This is a genomic window from Streptomyces sp. MB09-01, assembly GCF_033794505.1.
Taxonomy (GTDB): domain Bacteria; phylum Actinomycetota; class Actinomycetes; order Streptomycetales; family Streptomycetaceae; genus Streptomyces.
The window spans coordinates 20,663-37,540 of sequence record NZ_JARAYQ010000056.1 but is presented as its reverse complement, the minus strand read 5'-3'; the positions used below and the strand labels follow the sequence as shown (position 1 = coordinate 37,540).

General features: G+C 72.6%; 11 protein-coding genes. 7 read left to right on the top strand and 4 right to left on the bottom strand.

Features of this window, described 5'->3' with window-relative positions:
* The first annotated feature begins 146 nt into the window (after positions 1-146).
* From speB to PV721_RS14695, 3 genes are all read left to right on the top strand, one after another.
* Positions 147-1,121 (top strand): agmatinase, encoded by a 975-nt coding sequence (speB, locus tag PV721_RS14705; RefSeq protein WP_319724128.1) that lies wholly within the window; start codon positions 147-149, stop codon positions 1,119-1,121.
* Between the two features lie 6 nt (positions 1,122-1,127).
* Positions 1,128-2,810, top strand: coding sequence for a thiamine pyrophosphate-binding protein (locus PV721_RS14700; protein ID WP_319724126.1), 1,683 nt, complete (start codon positions 1,128-1,130; stop codon positions 2,808-2,810).
* Positions 2,811-2,997: 187 nt separating this feature from the next.
* Entirely contained in the window at positions 2,998-6,891 is a 3,894-nt protein-coding gene (locus PV721_RS14695; protein ID WP_416371100.1) for an ABC transporter ATP-binding protein, read from the top strand.
* A gap of 15 nt (positions 6,892-6,906) precedes the next feature.
* On the opposite strand, the gene PV721_RS14690 is transcribed toward PV721_RS14695, so the two are convergent.
* Positions 6,907-7,461, bottom strand: a complete 555-nt coding sequence (locus tag PV721_RS14690) for an EF-hand domain-containing protein (protein ID WP_319724122.1) — start codon at positions 7,459-7,461, stop codon at positions 6,907-6,909.
* 250 nt (positions 7,462-7,711) lie between these two features.
* On the opposite strand from PV721_RS14690, the gene PV721_RS14685 reads away from it, so the two are divergent.
* Positions 7,712-8,113, top strand: coding sequence for a hypothetical protein (locus PV721_RS14685; protein ID WP_416371099.1), 402 nt, complete (start codon positions 7,712-7,714; stop codon positions 8,111-8,113).
* Positions 8,114-8,196: 83 nt separating this feature from the next.
* Positions 8,197-9,630: a S28 family serine protease gene (locus tag PV721_RS14680; RefSeq protein ID WP_319724120.1), complete on the top strand. Its 1,434-nt coding sequence runs from the start codon at positions 8,197-8,199 to the stop codon at positions 9,628-9,630.
* Positions 9,631-9,688: 58 nt separating this feature from the next.
* Here the strand turns inward: PV721_RS14680 and PV721_RS14675 are convergent, their stop codons facing one another.
* A complete protein-coding gene (locus PV721_RS14675) occupies positions 9,689-11,497 on the bottom strand; it encodes a glycoside hydrolase family 3 N-terminal domain-containing protein (RefSeq protein WP_416371098.1) in 1,809 nt (602 codons plus the stop codon).
* Positions 11,498-11,633: 136 nt separating this feature from the next.
* Complete coding sequence (locus PV721_RS14670) at positions 11,634-12,530, bottom strand: LysR family transcriptional regulator (RefSeq protein ID WP_319724113.1); 897 nt, start codon at positions 12,528-12,530, stop codon at positions 11,634-11,636.
* An 82-nt stretch (positions 12,531-12,612) separates the two neighbouring features.
* On the opposite strand from PV721_RS14670, the gene PV721_RS14665 reads away from it, so the two are divergent.
* Positions 12,613-13,593: an EamA family transporter gene (locus PV721_RS14665; RefSeq protein WP_319724111.1), complete on the top strand. Its 981-nt coding sequence runs from the start codon at positions 12,613-12,615 to the stop codon at positions 13,591-13,593.
* Here PV721_RS14665 and PV721_RS14660 read toward each other — a convergent pair.
* Positions 13,499-14,239: a GNAT family N-acetyltransferase gene (locus PV721_RS14660; protein WP_416371102.1), complete on the bottom strand. Its 741-nt coding sequence runs from the start codon at positions 14,237-14,239 to the stop codon at positions 13,499-13,501. The two genes, PV721_RS14665 and PV721_RS14660, sit on opposite strands and share 95 nt — an antisense overlap.
* Positions 14,240-14,473: 234 nt before the next feature.
* Between PV721_RS14660 and PV721_RS14655 the strand changes: the two genes are divergently transcribed.
* A complete protein-coding gene (locus PV721_RS14655) occupies positions 14,474-16,720 on the top strand; it encodes an ATP-dependent RecD-like DNA helicase (protein WP_319724109.1) in 2,247 nt (748 codons plus the stop codon).
* Positions 16,721-16,878 lie beyond the last annotated feature (158 nt).

Here is a 16,878-nt window from a genome sequence, read left to right as displayed (position 1 = left end):
GGGGCGGCGTGGTGGGCGGGGCCTCCATGGATACTCCGTACAGATCAGGGGTGTCCTATGGATGGTACGTACACTTCGCGCCCGGTGGGGGCCGCCTTACGCTCGAAGCACCGCACTTGTAGGACCTCCAGAAGGGCACCCCCCCCATGAGCACGCAGCCGCGCGGCCCCGTCGACTCCTCCCGCATCCCGCGCTACGCGGGCCCGGCGACCTTCGCCCGGCTGCCCCGCCTCGACGAGGTCGGCTCCGCCGACGTCGCCGTCGTCGGCGTGCCCTTCGACTCCGGCGTCTCCTACCGCCCCGGCGCCCGCTTCGGCGGCAACGCCATCCGCGAGGCCTCCCGCCTGCTGCGCCCGTACAACCCGGCGCAGGACGCCTCCCCCTTCGCCCTCGCGCAGGTCGCGGACGCCGGCGACATCGCCGTGAACCCCTTCAACATCAACGAGGCCGTGGAGACGGTCGAGGCCGCGGCCGACGAGCTGCTCTCCGCCGGCTCCCGCCTGATGACCCTCGGCGGCGACCACACCATCGCCCTCCCGCTGCTCCGCTCGGTCGCGAAGAAGCACGGCCCGGTGGCCCTGCTCCACTTCGACGCGCACCTGGACACCTGGGACACGTACTTCGGCGCCGAGTACACGCACGGCACGCCGTTCCGCCGGGCGGTGGAGGAGGGAATCCTCGACACCGAGGCGCTCTCGCACGTCGGCACGCGCGGCCCCCTGTACGGCAAGCAGGACCTGGACGACGACGCCAAGATGGGCTTCGGCATCGTCACCTCGGCGGACGTCTACCGCCGCGGCGCCGACGAGATCGCCGACCAGCTGCGCCAGCGCATCGGCGACCGCCCGCTCTACATCTCGATCGACATCGACGTGCTGGACCCGGCGCACGCGCCCGGCACCGGCACCCCCGAGGCGGGCGGCATGACCTCCCGCGAGCTGCTGGAGATCATCCGCGGCCTGTCCTCCTGCAACCTGGTTTCGGCGGACGTCGTCGAGGTGGCCCCGGCGTACGATCACGCGGAGATCACCTCGGTCGCGGCCTCGCACACCGCGTACGAGCTGACCACGATCATGAGCCGTCAGATCGCGGCGGCGAAGGCGAACCCGAAGGGCGAGTAAGCGCACGTGACGCACGACCACGACCTGGTACTCCGTCCCACCGAGGCCCAGACGGCCGCCGCCCTGGCCCCGCCGCCGGGGCGGACGGGCGGGGACCTGGTCGTGGAAACGCTGCGTTCGCTGGGCGCCACCACCGTCTTCGGGCTGCCGGGGCAGCACGCCCTCGGCCTCTTCGACGCGGTGGGGCGCTCCGACCTGCGCCTCGTCGGCCTCCGTACGGAGAACAACGCGGGCTTCGCCGCCGACGCCTACGGCCGCATCACGGGTGAGGCGGTCCCCCTCCTCCTCTCCACCGGCCCGGGCGCGCTCATGGCCCTGCCCGCGCTCGCGGAGGCGGCCGCGGCCTCGGCCCCGGTGCTCGCCATCTCCTCGCAGGTCCCCGTCGCGGGTCTGGGCGGGGGCCGGCGCGGTCACCTGCACGAGCTGCGCGACCAGTCGGCGTCCTTCCGGGACGTGGTGAAGTCGGTCCACGTCGCCCGCACCCCGTCCCAGATCCCCTCCGTCGTCGCGGAGGCCTGGGAGTCGGCGCTGACGGCTCCGCACGGCCCGGTCTGGGTGGAGATCCCGGAGGACGTCCTGCGCGCAGAGACGTTCGTTCCCCAGGTCACGGGCATGGACGCGACCCCGCACGAGCTCGCCCCCCGACCGGAACTCACCGCCGTGGCCGCGCACTGGCTCTCCTCGGCCGAGCGCCCCGTGATCATCGCGGGCGGCGGGGTCGTCCGCTCCGACGCCGCCGGCAAGCTCAAGCAGCTGGCGGAACGCCTGGACGCCCCGGTGGTCACCACCTTCGGCGGCAAGGGCGCCTTCCCGTGGACCCACCCGCTCTCCCTCCAGTCCTGGCTGGAGGACCGCCACATGACGGACTTCCTGGAGGACGCGGACGTCCTGCTGGTCGTCGGCTCGGGCCTCGGGGAACTCTCCTCGAACTACCACACGTTCTTCCCCACGGGCCGGGTCGTCCAGATCGACGCGGACCTCGGCAAGCTGGAGTCCAACCACCAGGCCCTCGGCATCCACGCGGACGCCCGCCTGGCCCTCCAGGCCCTGCTGGAGACGGTCGCCGAGCGCGAGGACCCCGCCGCCCCGGAGCGCGTCCGCCTGGTCCTCGACGACATCGAGGCCCGCCTCGCCACCCAGGACGTCGCCCTGGAGCGCTCGCTCCTGACCTCGATCCGCTCCGCCCTGCCCCCGCGCTCCCCGTCCTTCTGGGACATGACGATCCTGTCCTACTGGGCCTGGTCCGCCTTCGACGCGAAGCACCCGAACACCATGCACTCGGCCCAGGGCGCGGGCGGCCTCGGCTACGCCTTCCCGGCCGCCCTGGGCGCCTGCGTCGCGGAACCGGGCACTCCCGTCCTGGCGGTCTCCGGCGACGGCGGTGCGATGTACTCGATCGCGGATCTGGCCACGGCCCGCCAGCACGACCTCGACGTCACCTGGCTGATCGTGGACGACGGCGGCTACGGCATCCTGCGCGAGTACATGACCCAGTCCTTCGGCAGCGCCACCGCCACGGAACTCACCCGCCCCGACTTCGCCGCCCTGGCGGCGTCCTTCGACGTCCCGGCGACCACGACCACCCCGGAATCCCTGACCGCCGACCTCAAGAAGGCCCTCGCCACCCCGGGCCCCTCGGTCGTCGTCCTCCCGGCGCTCCTCAAGATGTTCGCCCCGACGCACGTCTAGGACGGCTGCGGGGACGCCGCCCCGTCTCCGGCCCCGGCCCGGACGGCCGCGCCGCCCGGCTGAACCTGGGACCGCCCCGCGGGCGCACCGCGATCCAGCGCGTGCGGTGACCCGCCCGGCCCCCGTACGGGCGCTCCCCGCGTGCGCCGGAGCCGCCCGGCGTACACGTTCGAATTGTTGCGGCGGGATGAAATCCGCCGGTCGGGGCGTTGCCGCTTCCGGCAGGACAGGACTAACGGGGAGGCACCACGTGACGGCGGCTGGGGAGAAACAGGGCTGGGGCAAGCGGCTGGCGGCCTACACCTGGCGGTACAGGCTCAACGTGCTGCTCGCACTCGGCTCCTCGCTGGCCGGCATGGCCGTCATGGCGCTCGTACCGCTGGTCACCAGGGTGATCATCGACGACGTCATCGGGGACCGGAGCAAGTCCATGGGGCCCTGGGCCGGGCTGCTCATAGCCGCCGCCCTGCTCGTCTACGTGCTCACCTACATACGCCGGTACTACGGCGGGCGGCTCGCCCTCGACGTGCAGCACGACCTGCGCACCGACATGTACGCCACCATCGCCCGCCTCGATGGGCGCCGCCAGGACGAGCTGTCCACCGGGCAGGTCGTCGGGCGGGCCACCACCGACCTCCAGCTGATCCAGGGCCTGCTCTTCATGCTGCCCATGACCATCGGGAACTTCCTGCTCTTCGGGATATCCCTCGGCGTCATGCTCTGGCTCTCCCCGCTGCTGACCGTCGTCGCGCTGCTGATGGCCCCCGCCCTCTGGTTCATCGCCAAGCGCAGCCGCAAGAAGCTCTTCCCCGCCACCTGGTGGGCCCAGGGCCAGGCCGCAGCCGTCGCCACCGTCGTCGACGGGGCCGTGACCGGCGTCCGCGTCGTCAAGGGCTTCGGCCAGGAGGAGCAGGAGACCGGCAAGCTGCGTGCGGCGAGCCGCCGGCTGTTCGCCGGCCGGATGCGCACCATCCGCCTCAACTCCCGCTACACCCCCGCGCTCCAGGCCGTACCCGCCCTCGCCCAGGTCGCCATGCTGGCCCTCGGCGGCTGGATGGCCACCGAGGGGCAGGTCACCCTCGGCACCTTCGTCGCCTTCTCCACCTACCTGGCCCAGCTCGTCGGCCCGGTCCGCATGCTCGCCATGGTCCTCACCGTCGGCCAGCAGGCCCGCGCCGGCGTCGAGCGGGTCTTCGAGCTCATCGACACCGAGCCCTCCATCCAGGAGGGCACGCACGAGCTGCCCGCCGACGCGCCCGCCACCGTCGAGTTCGACGACGTCCGCTTCGGCTACACCCCCGAGCGGCCCGTGCTCGACGGGTTCTCGCTCTCCGTCGCGGAGGGCGAGACCGTCGCCGTCGTCGGAGCCTCGGGCAGCGGGAAGTCCACCGTCTCGCTGCTGCTGCCGCGGTTCTACGACACCGACGGCGGCGCGGTCCGCGTCGGCGGCCACGACGTCCGCGAGCTGACCTACGCCTCCCTGCGCGCCGCGATCGGACTCGTCCCGGAGGATTCCTTCCTCTTCTCCGACACCATCCGCTCCAACATCGCCTACGGGCACCCCGGCGCCACCGACGCGCAGATCGAGGCAGCCGCCCGCGCCGCCCAGGCCGAAGGCTTCATCCGGGCGCTGCCCGCCGGGTACGACACCACGGTCGGGGAGCAGGGGCTCACCCTCTCCGGCGGCCAGCGCCAGCGCATCGCCCTCGCCCGGGCCATCCTCACCGACCCCCGGCTGCTCCTCCTCGACGACGCCACCTCCGCCGTCGACGCCCGCGTCGAGCACGAGATCCACGAGGCCCTGCGCTCCGTCATGGCCGGCCGGACCACCCTGCTGATCGCCCACCGCCGCTCCACGCTCGCGCTGGCCGACCGGATCGCCGTACTCGACCGCGGGCGACTCGCCGACATCGGGACGCACGAGGAGCTGGAGAGCAGGTCGGCGCTCTACCGCCGGCTGCTCACCGACCCCGACGCGCTCGGCGCCGGCTCGCCGCGGACCCCGGAAGCCCCCCCGATGACGGAGTTCGAGCGCGAGCTCGACCGCAAGCTCGAACGGGACATCGAGCTCGAAGCCGAGATCGACTCCGAGCCGGTCAACGCCAAGCGCCGAGTCGCGGCCGGGATCACCCCCGAGCTCTGGCGGCGCCGGGACGAGCAGACCGGGCAGGCCCCCGCGGCCGCGAACGCCGCCCCCGGAGCCGGTCACTCCATGGCCGGGGCCGTCGCCGGCATGCCGGCGACGCCCGAACTGCTGGCGCAGGTGGCAGCGCTGCCGCCCGCCACCGACGGACCCGAGGTGGACGAGACCCGCGCCGTGGCCGCCGAGGAGAGCTACGGCCTGCGCCGCCTGCTCCGCGGCTTCTGGGCGCCCCTCGCCATCAGCCTCGGCCTCGTCGCCGTGGACGCCGGCGCCGGACTGCTGCTGCCGATCCTGATCCGGCACGGCATCGACCAGGGCGTGGAGCAGGCCGCGCTCGGCGCCGTCTGGGTGGCCGCCGGGCTCGCCCTCGCCGTCGTCGTCGCGCAGTGGGCAGCGCAGTTCGCCGAGACCCGGATGACGGGCCGTACCGGCGAGCGCGTCCTGTACGCCCTGCGTGTCAAGATCTTCGCGCAGCTCCAGCGCCTCGGCCTCGACTACTACGAGCGCGAGCTGACCGGCAAGATCATGACCCGGATGACCACCGACGTGGACTCGCTCAGCTCGTTCCTGCAGACCGGGCTCGTCACCGCCGTGGTCTCCGTCTTCACCTTCTTCGGCATCCTGGTCGCCCTGCTCGTCCTCGACGTCGAGCTCGCACTGATCGTCTTCGCGACCCTGCCCGTCCTCGTCGTCGGCACGATCGTGTTCCGCCGCAAGTCCGTCGCCGCCTACGAGCTCGCCCGCGACCGGGTCAGCCTGGTCAACGCCGACCTCCAGGAGTCCGTCTCGGGCCTGCGCATCGTCCAGGCCTTCCGCCGCGAGGGCTCCGGCGCCACCCGCTTCGCCGAGCGCAGCGACTCGTACCGCGAGGCCCGGGTCCGCGGCCAGTGGCTGATATCCGTATACTTCCCCTTCGTCCAGCTGCTGTCCTCGGGCGCCGCGGCCGCCGTGCTGATCGTCGGTGCGGGGCGGGTGGAGGCCGGCACGCTCACCACCGGCGCGCTCGTCGCGTACCTGCTCTACATCGACCTCTTCTTCGCGCCCGTCCAGCAGCTCTCCCAGGTCTTCGACGGCTACCAGCAGGCCACCGTCTCCCTGGGCCGCATCCAGGGGCTGCTGCGCGAGCCCACCACCACCCCGCTCCCCGAAGAGCCCCGGCAGGTGCCGGAGCTGCGCGGGGAGATCGCCTTCGAGGACGTCCGCTTCCAGTACGGGACGGCGGAGGAGCGCGGCGAGAAGGGGGAGGCGCTGGCCGGGATCAGCCTGCGGATACCCGCCGGGCAGACCGTCGCCTTCGTCGGCGAGACCGGAGCCGGCAAGTCCACGCTGGTCAAGATGGTGGCCCGGTTCTACGATCCGACCTCCGGCCGGATCACCGCCGACGGCGCCGACCTGCGGGAGCTCGACCTGACGGCGTACCGGCACCGCCTGGGCGTCGTCCCCCAGGAGTCCTACCTCTTCCCGGGGACCGTCCGCGACGCCATCGCCTACGGGCGGCCCGAGGCGAGCGACGCCGAGGTGGAGGCCGCCGCCCGCGCGGTCGGCGCGCACGACATGGTAGCCACCCTCGAGGGCGGCTACCTGCACACCGTCGCCGAGCGCGGCCGCAACCTCTCCGCCGGCCAGCGCCAGCTGATAGCGCTGGCCCGGGCCGAACTCGTCGACCCGGACGTGCTGCTGCTCGACGAGGCCACCGCCGCCCTGGACCTGGCCACCGAGGCCCAGGTCAACCAGGCGACGGACCGGCTCGCCGGCAAGCGCACCACCCTGGTGGTGGCGCACCGGCTGACCACCGCCGCGCGCGCCGACCGGGTCGTGGTCATGGACCGCGGCCGGGTCGTGGAGGACGGCACCCACGCCGAACTCCTGGCGCACGGCGGCCGGTACGCCAAGCTGTGGCGCACCTTCGTCGGGGAGGACGAGCGCGCCGTGGCCTGAGGGGCCGCGGGGACCTCAGAGTTCGCCGAAGAGCAGGTTGCCCGGGGCGTCCTCGTCGGTGCCGGTGTAGTACTCGCGTACCGCGCGGAGGAGCTCTTCCACCGTCAGGGTGCCGTCCCCGTCCGCGTCGATCCGCCGGAACAGCGCGTCGGCGTCGGCGGGGCTCAGCTTCGTGTCGAAGGCGCCCTGCGCCCTGTGGAACTCCTCCGGGCTGATGACCCCGTCGCCGTCGGCGTCGACGATCGTCAGGAGCGCCTGCACCATCGGCCGGAACGACCGGTCGTAGGCGTCCCCGCCCTGCGCGTACAGCCGTGTCATGCCCCGCTTGTACTCCTCCGGCGTGACCTTGCCGTCCCGGTCGACGTCCAGCTCAGTGAACAGGTCCTGCCAGAAGTCGGCCAGACCGCCCATCACCAGATCGGCCTTGGGCGAGGTGGCCGGCTCGTCGAGGGCGGCCAGCAGCCGGGATCCGAGCGCGAAGATGTCGTCGGCGTCGATCACCCCGCTCCCGTCGGCGTCCAGGTGCGTGAAGGCGCGCTCCAGCTTGCGGTCGAGCAGGTCGTCGGTCATGGCGGTGCCTTTCACGGCTACGGCGAGCGGGGGTGGTGATCACCTAGCGTAATCTCCCGATCGATCGTGAACTCCGCTTCTCGCACTGGGGAGTTGTGGATGCACTCGTACGAGGGACGGGCGGCCGGCGCGGCCCGCCGCGCCGTGGTCCGGTGTGACGCGCCAGGTCCTTGCTCGCCGCAACCTTCCGCGGGGTTCGGGCGTCGTACGTGCGTACGTGTGCCGTGCGTACGACCGATCGGGGGACAGGTTGTTGCAGGGATGGAGGAGACGGGCCCGCAGGGTCGCGTCCCTGGGGGTCTTCGCGACGGTGCTGTGGCTCTGTGCCGGCGGACTGTTCACGGCGCCGCCCGCGCAGGCGGCGGCCGGCGGCTGCGGGGGCCGGCTGGCCAGGACGGTGTCCTTCGACACGGGCGAGTTGCGCGTCTACAAGAGCCGCAACCAGGCCTGCGCGGTGACCGTGGCCCGCGTTCCCGGGGAGCGGCGGCAGATGGCGGTGAGCATCCAGCCCCGCGGCGGGGCACCCGTCCGGGAAGCCGGGCGATTCACCCGTCACGCCGGGCCCGTCACCGTCGGCGCGATCACCCGCTGCGTGTACGTAAGGGGCAGCGTGGGTGCCGGATCGGCCACCTCCGGCTGGATCCTGTGCTGAGGTCACGACCCAACTAGGTCTGTTCACCGGTGTGTTGCCCCGGCTAGGTTCACGGCGACCGAAGTGAACTCAGGGGAGGGTGAATGCGCAAGACGCTCGGATGGCTGCTGTCGCTCGTGGTGCTCATCGGCACCGTGGGCGCGGCCGGCTCCACGGCGCAAGCGGCCACAGCCGCGGAACCGTCGGCCGCCACGGACATCAAGGACCAGATCCTCGGCATACCCGGGATGAGCCTGATCGAGGAGAAGCCGTACCCCGGCTACCGCTTCTTCGTACTGAACTACGAGCAGCCGGTGGACCACCGGCAGCCGTGGAAGGGCACCTTCAAGCAGCGCCTGACCCTTCTGCACAAGGACGTCTCGCGGCCGTCGGTGTTCTTCACCTCCGGCTACAACGTCAGCACCAGCCCGCGCCGCAGTGAGCCGACGACCATCGTCGACGGCAACCAGGTGTCCCTGGAGTATCGATTCTTCACGCCTTCCCGGCCCGACCCGGCCAACTGGGCGAACCTGGACATCTGGCAGGCCGCCAGTGACCAGCACCGCGTCTTCACCGCCCTGAAGAAGATCTACAAGAAGAACTGGCTGGCCACGGGCGGCAGCAAGGGCGGCATGACGGCGACCTACTACGAGCGTTTCTACCCCCGCGACATGGACGGCGTCGTCGCGTACGTCGCGCCGAACGACGTCGTCAACAAGGAGGACTCGGCCTACGACCGGTTCTTCGCCAAGGTCGGCACCAAGGAGTGCCGCGACAAGCTGAACGCGGTGCAGCGCGAGGCGCTCGTGCGCCGCGAGCCGCTGGAGGCCAAGTACGCCGTGGCCGCGGCCGAGAACGGCTGGACCTTCACCACCGTCGGCAACCTCGACAAGGCCTACGAGGCCGTCGTCCTCGACTACGTGTGGGCCTTCTGGCAGTACAGCCTGCTCGCCGACTGCGCCTCCGTCCCGACGGCCGCCACCGCCAGCGACCAGGAGATCTGGGACACCATCGACGCGATCTCCGGCTTCTCCGCCTACGCCGACCAGGGCCTGGAGACGTACACGCCGTACTACTACCAGGCGGGCACGCAGCTCGGCTCCCCGGACATCAAGCAGCCGCACCTGGGCAACCTGAGCCGCTACGGCTACCAGCCGCCGCGCAACTTCGTGCCCCGGGACATCCCCATGACCTTCCAGCAGGGGGCCATGGCGGACGTGGACAAGTGGGTGCGCAACAACGCCGACCAGATGCTCTTCGTGTACGGCCAGAACGACCCGTGGGGCGCCGAGCCGTTCCACCTCGGGTACGGGGTGCGCGACAGCCACGTCATGATCGCGCCGGGCGCCAACCACGGGGCCAACGTCGCGAAGCTCCAGGACGGCGAGAAGGCCCTCGCGACCGCGAAGATCCTGCAGTGGGCCGGGGTGGCTCCGGCCGCCACGATCGCCGACGAGTCGAAGGCGGCGCCGCTGGCGGCCGCCGACGCGCAGCTCGACCAGCAGGACCTGGAGCGCGAGCCGCAGCTGCGGCCGTGACCGGGCCGGGGGTACGGTCGCGTGCCCCCGGGCCCGTGCCGCGGGCTGACGCCGGGAACTAGCGCGTCAGCCCGTGGCCCAGCGGGTAGCGGCCCGGCACCGGGACCGGGAGGCGGCCGGCGGGCCGGACCGCCCCGGTGAGCACCCGGGCCGCCGCCCGCATCTCCACGTCCGTCCAGGAGTACGTCGCCAGCTCCGCCGCGCAGGCCGGCAGCCGGGCCGGGTCGTACGGATTGCGGACCGCCAGCAGGATCACCGGGACTCCGGACGCGATCAGGTCCGTCACCAGCCGGCGTTGGGGATTGTCCTCCTCCGGGACGTTGTACGTGCACACCAGCACCGCCGCGTGACCGGCCGCCGCGGCCACCGCACGGGCGGGCGGCACCGCCGTGGCCCGGCAGCCCAGGGCGGTCAGCTCCCGCGCCAGTACGGCCGTGGGGGGACCCGTGGTACCCGTGGGGGAGGCCGGGTCCGTCCCCGTGACCAGCAGCCGGGGTCCGGAGGTCGCATCGATCGGCACCAGCCCGCGGGGATTGGCCAGCAGGGTCGTCGTGCCCGCCGCGATCTCGTCGGCGGCGTCCCGGTGCCTGCGGATGCCGACGGTGGCGTCCACCGCCCCGGTCGTCGTGTAGGCCTCGTCGAACAGCCCCCGTCGGGACTTCAGTTCCAGGATCCGCAGCACCGACTCGTCGATCCGGGCCTCCGTCAGCTCGCCCGCCTCGACGGCCGCCAGCACACTGCGGTACGCGAGCCCCAGGTCCGGCGGGTTCAGCAGCTGGTCGCAGCCCGCCAGCAGGGCCAGGACGGGCACGCGGTCGTCCCCGTACTTCTGGCGGACCCCGGCCATGTCGAGGGCGTCGGTGACCACCACCCCCTGGAAGCCGAGGCGTTCGCGCAGGATGCCCGTGACGATCGGCCGGGAGAGGGTCGCCGGGTCCCCCGACGGGTCGAGCGCGGGGAAGACGATGTGCGCCGTCATGACCGCGTCCACGCCCGCCTTCACCGCGGCCCGGAACGGCGGCTCGTCCAGCTCCTCCCAGACGGCGCGGGTGTGCCGCATCACCGGCAGGCCGACGTGGCTGTCGGTCTCGGTGTCCCCGTGGCCCGGGAAGTGCTTCGCGGTGGCGGCCACTCCGGCGCCCTGGTAACCGCGCACCTGGGCGGCCACCAGGGCCGCCACGGCGTGCGGGTCGGAGCCGAAGGACCGTACGCCGATCACCGGATTGGCCGGGTTGACGTTGACGTCGGCCACCGGCGCGTAGTCCTGCCGGATGCCCAGGGCGGCCAGCTCGGCGCCCGCGACGCGCGCGGCCCGCAGGGCGTCGGCGGTGGAGCCGCCCGCGCCCAGCGCCATCGCCCCCGGGAGCAGCGTCGCGGGGGCGCCGATCCGGGCGACGGCGCCGTGCTCCTGGTCGGTGGAGAGCAGCAGCGGGATCCGGGCGCCGGAGGTGAGCGCGGCCTGCTGGAGGCCGACCGAGAGCGCGGCGATCTGGTGCGGGGTGCGGGTGTTGTGGGCCCAGGAGAAGTAGACGATCCCGCCGAGGTGGTAGCGGGAGACCAGCTCGGCGGCGGTGCGCACCCCGAACAGCGTCTGGTTCTGCTCGGCGTCCGCGGGGTCGGGGTCGGTCGCCGCATGGCCGTACGCCCGCGAGACGAAGAGCTGCCCGACCTTCTCGTCGAGGCTCATCCGGTCCACGAAGCGGGCCAGGCGGGCGCGGTCGGGCCGGCCGCCCGGCGGGCCCTCGGGGGACTGCGGGTCGTCGGGGGTGCTGTGCGTGCCGAGCGCGGCGGAGGCGGCCCCCGCGGCGGTGACGGCGACCATGGCGGCTGCGGTGAGCAGGGTCCGGCGGGAGGCGTGGGGCGGCACGGGGCGGACCCTACCCGTTGCCCTCCGGGCGGGGGCGGCTGTGCGGGGGCGTGTTGGGCAAGTACGACCGGTTGTCGCCGTCGCCGGCGGAGTTCACGAGGGGACGGCCCGGTGCGGTCCCGCTCCCGTGGGGGCTTTACGCCGGCCAGTGGGACTGGAGGGTTTTCACGGCCTCGGTGATGGCGGGGCGGCGGGCGGCGCCGGTGCGCCACAGGGCGTACAGGCGGCGTACGGGGCCCGGCTCCAGGGGCACCGCGACCGCGCCCGGCGGGAGCTGTCCGGTGCCGAGGCGGGGTACGACGGCGACCCCGAGACCGGCCGCGACCAGGGCGACGATGGTGTGGTTCTCCTCGGCCACGTGCGCGATGTCGGGCTCGAACCCGGCCGTCCGCAGGGTCCGTACCAGCCAGTCGTGGCAGACGCGGCCGGGCGGCTGGCAGACCCAGCGCTCGCCGCCGAGGTCGCTGCGCCGGATGGTCCGACGCGTGGTGAACGGGTGGCCGGCCGGGACGACCAGGTCGCAGAGGTCGTCGCCGATCACCGCCTGCTCGATCCCCTCGGGAGCGGGCAGCGGGGCGATGTCCCAGTCGTGGGCCACCGCCAGATCGGTGACGCCTCGTGCCACCAGGTCGACGGACAGGTGCGGGTCCACCTCCGTGAGGCGCACCTCGAGGGCCGGGTGGCGGCGGGCCAGATCGGCCAGTACGCCCGGCATCAGCCCGCGCGCCGCCGAGGCGAACGCGGCCACCGTCAGCAGCCCGCTCGGCTGCCCGCGCCGCTCCTCCAGGGTGGTCTCGGCCCGTTCCACGATCGCCAGCAACTGCTGCGCGGTGTCGGCCAGATGGCGGGCCTCCTCGGTGAGCGCGACCCCGCGCCCGCGCCGCTCCAGCAGGGTGGTGCGGGTCTCGCGCTCCAGCTTGGAGATCTGCTGCGAGACCGCCGAGGGGGTGTAGCCGAGGGCGGCCGCCGCGCCCGCGACCGAGCCGTGGACGGAGACGGCGTGCAGGGCGCGCAGCCGGGCGAGATCGAGCATGTCTCTATCGTAAGCAATGCTTCATCGAGTGCGGAAGGGATTCGCGCTGGTGCTACATGATCCGGGGGTCGATGCTCGGACCATGCGTCCCGTACACACCACACTCGCCGTGCTCGTCGCCGCCGTCTGGGGGTTCAATTTCGTCGTCATCGAGATCGGGCTCGGGCATTTTCCGCCCTTGTTGTTGTCCGCCTTGCGGTTCCTGGTCGCCGCTCTGCCCGCCGTGTTCTTCGTCGGGCCCCCCAAGGTCGCCTGGAAGTGGATCCTCGGGGTCGGGATGGCCCTCGGTATCGCGAAGTTCGGGCTGCTCTTCACCGGCATGGCGGCCGGGATGCCCGCCGGGCTGTCCTCGCTGGTGCTGCAGGTCCAGGCCGTCTTCACCGCCGTGCTGGCGGCGGTGGTCCTGCGCGAACGGCCCGGCCGGGTGCGGGTGCTCGGCATGGGCGTCGCGCTCGCCGGGATCGCGGTGGCCGCTGCGGACGGGGGCGCCGGTGGGCCGGTGCTCGGCTTCGCGCTGGTCGTCGCGGCCGCCGCCTGCTGGGGCGTGTCCAACGTGCTGACCCGCAAGGCCTCGCCGCCCGACGCCCTGAACTTCATGGTGTGGGTGTGCACGGTGCCGGTGCTGCCGCTGTTCGCGCTGTCGCTGGTGTTCGAGGGGCCCGAGCGGGACCTGGCCGCGCTGCGGGGGCTGGACTGGTCCGGGGTGGGCGTCATCGGGTACGTGGCGTGGGTGTCCACCGTCTTCGGTTTCGGCGCCTGGGGCTATCTGCTGCGCCGGTACCCGGCCTCGTCGGTGGCGCCGTTCTCGCTGCTCGTGCCGGTGTTCGGGATGTCCTCGGCGGCCCTGGTGCTGGGGGAGTCCGTCTCGGGTCTGCGCTGGCTGGCGGCCGTGCTCCTGGTCGGCGGGGTCGCGCTCACCTCGCTCGCCCCCGCGCGCGCTTCGAACCGTACGGGGGTCGGTTCGGGCGTCAGCGCGGGGAGCCCTCCTGCAGGGGCAGTCGCCAGTCCTGCCCCGTCAGGCTCACTCCGTACGAGCGGTGCGGCCGCTCCGCGATCAGGGTGAAACCTGCCTTCAGGTAGAGCTCGCGGGCGTCGGTGAGCACGTCGTTGGTCCACAGGACCAGCTCGCGGTAGCCGACCGAGCGGGCGAAGGCGACGACGGTGTCGACCAGCAGGGTGCCGATGCCGCGGCCGCGTCCCTCCTGGTCGACCAGGAGCAGGCGGAGGCGGGCGGTGCCGGGTGCGCCGTCCTCGCGCACGCACATCACCGAGCCGACCGGGCGGCCGTCCAGCTCGGCGATCCACACCCGCTCCAGGTAGGGGTCGTGGTCCTGGGCGAAGTCCGCGACGATCCGGGCGACCAGGCCCTCGAAGTCGCTGTTCCAGCCGTACTCGGCGGCGTACAGCGCGCCGTGGCGCTGCACGATCCAGCCCAGGTCGCCCGGTTCCGGGTCCCGCAGCCGCACGTTCTCAGCCATGGGGCCAACTCTAGGCGGCCCGGATGGCCGCGGGCCCTCGAACGGGTTACTTCTCGCCGCCGCCGAGGATCTGGCCCAGGAGGTCGCCCAGACCGCCGCGTCCGCCGCGGCCGGGGAGGTGCCGGGGGCCGCGCCCGAGGCCGGGGCGCCCGAGGCCCGTCGCCGCTTGCCTGAGGCGTCCTGGAGGAGGATTCGCTCATGCCGGAAACGCCACTTCTGCGGTGATTCGATGGCACCTTGAGTGGGCGTCCGGTAACGGAAAAGTAAAGCTGTGGTTCCGGATGCAACCCTGCGGGGGTATTGCGGGTCGTATGTTGCGTCGGCACTTCCGGGGAGGGATCTGGGGGGATCGGGAAGTCCGACACGGGAGGGGTAACCGTGAGGGGGTCCGGCCGCGAGGCGGGACCCCCTTCGCGCTGTCCACAGGCATGACGCGCTGTCGGCGCCACCCGGTAGCTTCGGGTCATGGCGGCGAACGGTGCGGTGCAACTGGCGGTGGTCGAGGGGGTGCTCGAGCGCATCACCTATGCCAACGAGGAGAGCGGGTACACGGTCGCCCGCGTCGACACCGGCCGGGGCAGCGGTGACCTGCTCACCGTGGTCGGCTCGCTGCTGGGCGCGCAGCCCGGCGAGTCGCTGCGCATGGAGGGCCGCTGGGGCTCCCACCCGCAGTACGGCAAGCAGTTCGCCGTGGAGAACTACAGGACCGTGCTCCCGGCGACCATCCAGGGCATCCGCCGCTACCTGGGCTCCGGCCTGATCAAGGGCATCGGCCCGAAGATCGCCGACCGGATCGTGGAGCACTTCGGCACCGACACCCTCGACGTCATCGAGGCCGAACCGAAGCGGCTGATCGAGGTGCCCGGGCTCGGCCCCAAGCGGACGAAGCTGATCGGCGCCGCCTGGGAGGAGCAGAAGGCCATCAAGGAGGTCATGGTCTTCCTCCAGGGCGTCGGCGTCTCCACCTCCATCGCGGTCCGCATCTACAAGAAGTACGGGGACGCCTCCATCTCGGTGGTGAAGAACCAGCCCTACCGGCTCGCCGCCGACATCTGGGGCATCGGCTTCCTCACCGCCGACCGGATCGCCCAGGCCGTCGGCATCCCGCACGACAGCCCCGAGCGGGTGAAGGCCGGCCTCCAGTACGCCCTGTCCCAGTCCACCGACCAGGGGCACTGCTTCCTGCCCGAGGAGCGGCTCATCGCCGACGGGGTCAAGCTGCTCCAGGTGGACACCGGCCTTGTGATCGACTGCCTGGCCGAGCTCGCCGCCGATCCGGAAGGCGTCGTACGGGAGCCCGTACCCGATCCGCAGGGCGGGCCGGACCCGCTGACCGCCGTGTACCTGGTGCCCTTCCACCGCGCCGAGCTGTCGCTGGTGGGGCAGGTGCGCCGGCTCCTGAACGCCGAGGACGACCGGATGCCGGCGTTCCGGGACGTGGACTGGGAGAAGGCCCTGGGCTGGCTCGCCGGGCGGACGGGGGCCACGCTCGCCCCCGAGCAGCGGGACGCGGTCAAGCTGGCGCTGACCCGCCGGGTCGCCGTCCTCACGGGCGGGCCGGGCTGCGGGAAGTCCTTCACGGTGCGCTCGATCGTCGAGCTGGCCCGGGCCAAGAAGGCCAAGGTGGTGCTGGCCGCACCCACCGGCCGGGCGGCGAAGCGGCTGTCCGAGCTGACCGGGGCCGAGGCCTCCACGGTGCACCGGCTGCTGGAGCTCAAGCCGGGCGGGGACGCGGCGTACGACCGGGACCGGCCGCTGGACGCGGACCTGGTCGTGGTCGACGAGGCCTCGATGCTGGACCTGCTGCTGGCCAACAAGCTGGTCAAGGCCGTGGCGCCGGGGGCGCACCTGTTGCTGGTCGGCGATGTGGACCAGCTGCCCTCGGTCGGGGCCGGGGAGGTGCTGCGCGACCTGCTGGCCGAGGGCGGTCCGGTGCCCGCGGTCCGCCTCACCCGGATCTTCCGGCAGGCCCAGCAGTCCGGCGTGGTCACGAACGCCCACCGGATCAACACCGGGGTGCCGCCGATCACGGACGGGCTGCCGGACTTCTTCCTCTTCGCGGAGGAGGATACCGAGGCGGCCGGGGTGCTCGCCGTGGACGTGGCGGCGCGCAGGATTCCGGCCAGGTTCGGGCTCGACCCCCGGCGGGACGTCCAGGTGCTCGCGCCCATGCACCGGGGCCCGGCCGGCGCCGGAAACCTCAACGGGCTGCTGCAGCAGGCGATGACGCCGGCCCGGCCCGACCTGCCGGAGAAGCGGTTCGGCGGCCGGGTCTTCCGGGTGGGAGACAAGGTGACCCAGGTCCGGAACAACTACGAGAAGGGGGCGAACGGCGTCTTCAACGGCACGGTCGGCGTGGTCACCGGGCTCGACCTGGACGAACAGCGCCTGACGGTGCGTACGGAGGAGGACGAGGAGATCGGGTACGAGTTCGCCGAGCTCGACGAGCTGGCCCACGCGTACGCCGTCACCATCCACCGCTCCCAAGGGAGTGAATATCCCGCGGTGGTGATCCCGGTCACGACCGGGGCTTGGATGATGCTCCAGCGCAACTTGCTCTACACGGCGGTGACCAGGGCGAAGAAACTGGTCGTCCTCGTCGGGTCCCGCAAGGCCCTCGGCCAGGCGGTGCGTACCGTTTCCGCAGGCAGGAGGTACACGGCGGTGGCACCCAGGCTGTCCGGCCGGATACCGGTGGGAAACATCACCTAGATGATCGATCATTTGGGGTTCCGCCACCGGTGCGGAGGGGGCAGGATGAGCAGCTTGACGGCACTCAGTGCCGTCTAAAGCACCAAACGCCGACCCCGAGTGCACTCTCCTGCGCCAAATGGGGGAAGGTAGAGGCAGTCAGGGCACCTCGAAGAAGA

Excerpts from the sequence above, each read along its gene's own strand:
- PV721_RS14670 (WP_319724113.1), bottom strand. The coding sequence starts at position 12,530 with ATGCTCGATCTCGCCCGGCTGCGCGCCCTGCACGCCGTCTCCGTCCAC.
- PV721_RS14665 (WP_319724111.1), top strand. The coding sequence starts at position 12,613 with ATGCGTCCCGTACACACCACACTCGCCGTGCTCGTCGCCGCCGTCTGG.
- speB (WP_319724128.1), top strand. The coding sequence starts at position 147 with ATGAGCACGCAGCCGCGCGGCCCCGTCGACTCCTCCCGCATCCCGCGC.
- PV721_RS14655 (WP_319724109.1), top strand. The coding sequence starts at position 14,474 with ATGGCGGCGAACGGTGCGGTGCAACTGGCGGTGGTCGAGGGGGTGCTC.
- PV721_RS14690 (WP_319724122.1), bottom strand. The coding sequence starts at position 7,461 with ATGACCGACGACCTGCTCGACCGCAAGCTGGAGCGCGCCTTCACGCAC.
- PV721_RS14695 (WP_416371100.1), top strand. The coding sequence starts at position 2,998 with ATGAAATCCGCCGGTCGGGGCGTTGCCGCTTCCGGCAGGACAGGACTA.
- PV721_RS14680 (WP_319724120.1), top strand. The coding sequence starts at position 8,197 with ATGCGCAAGACGCTCGGATGGCTGCTGTCGCTCGTGGTGCTCATCGGC.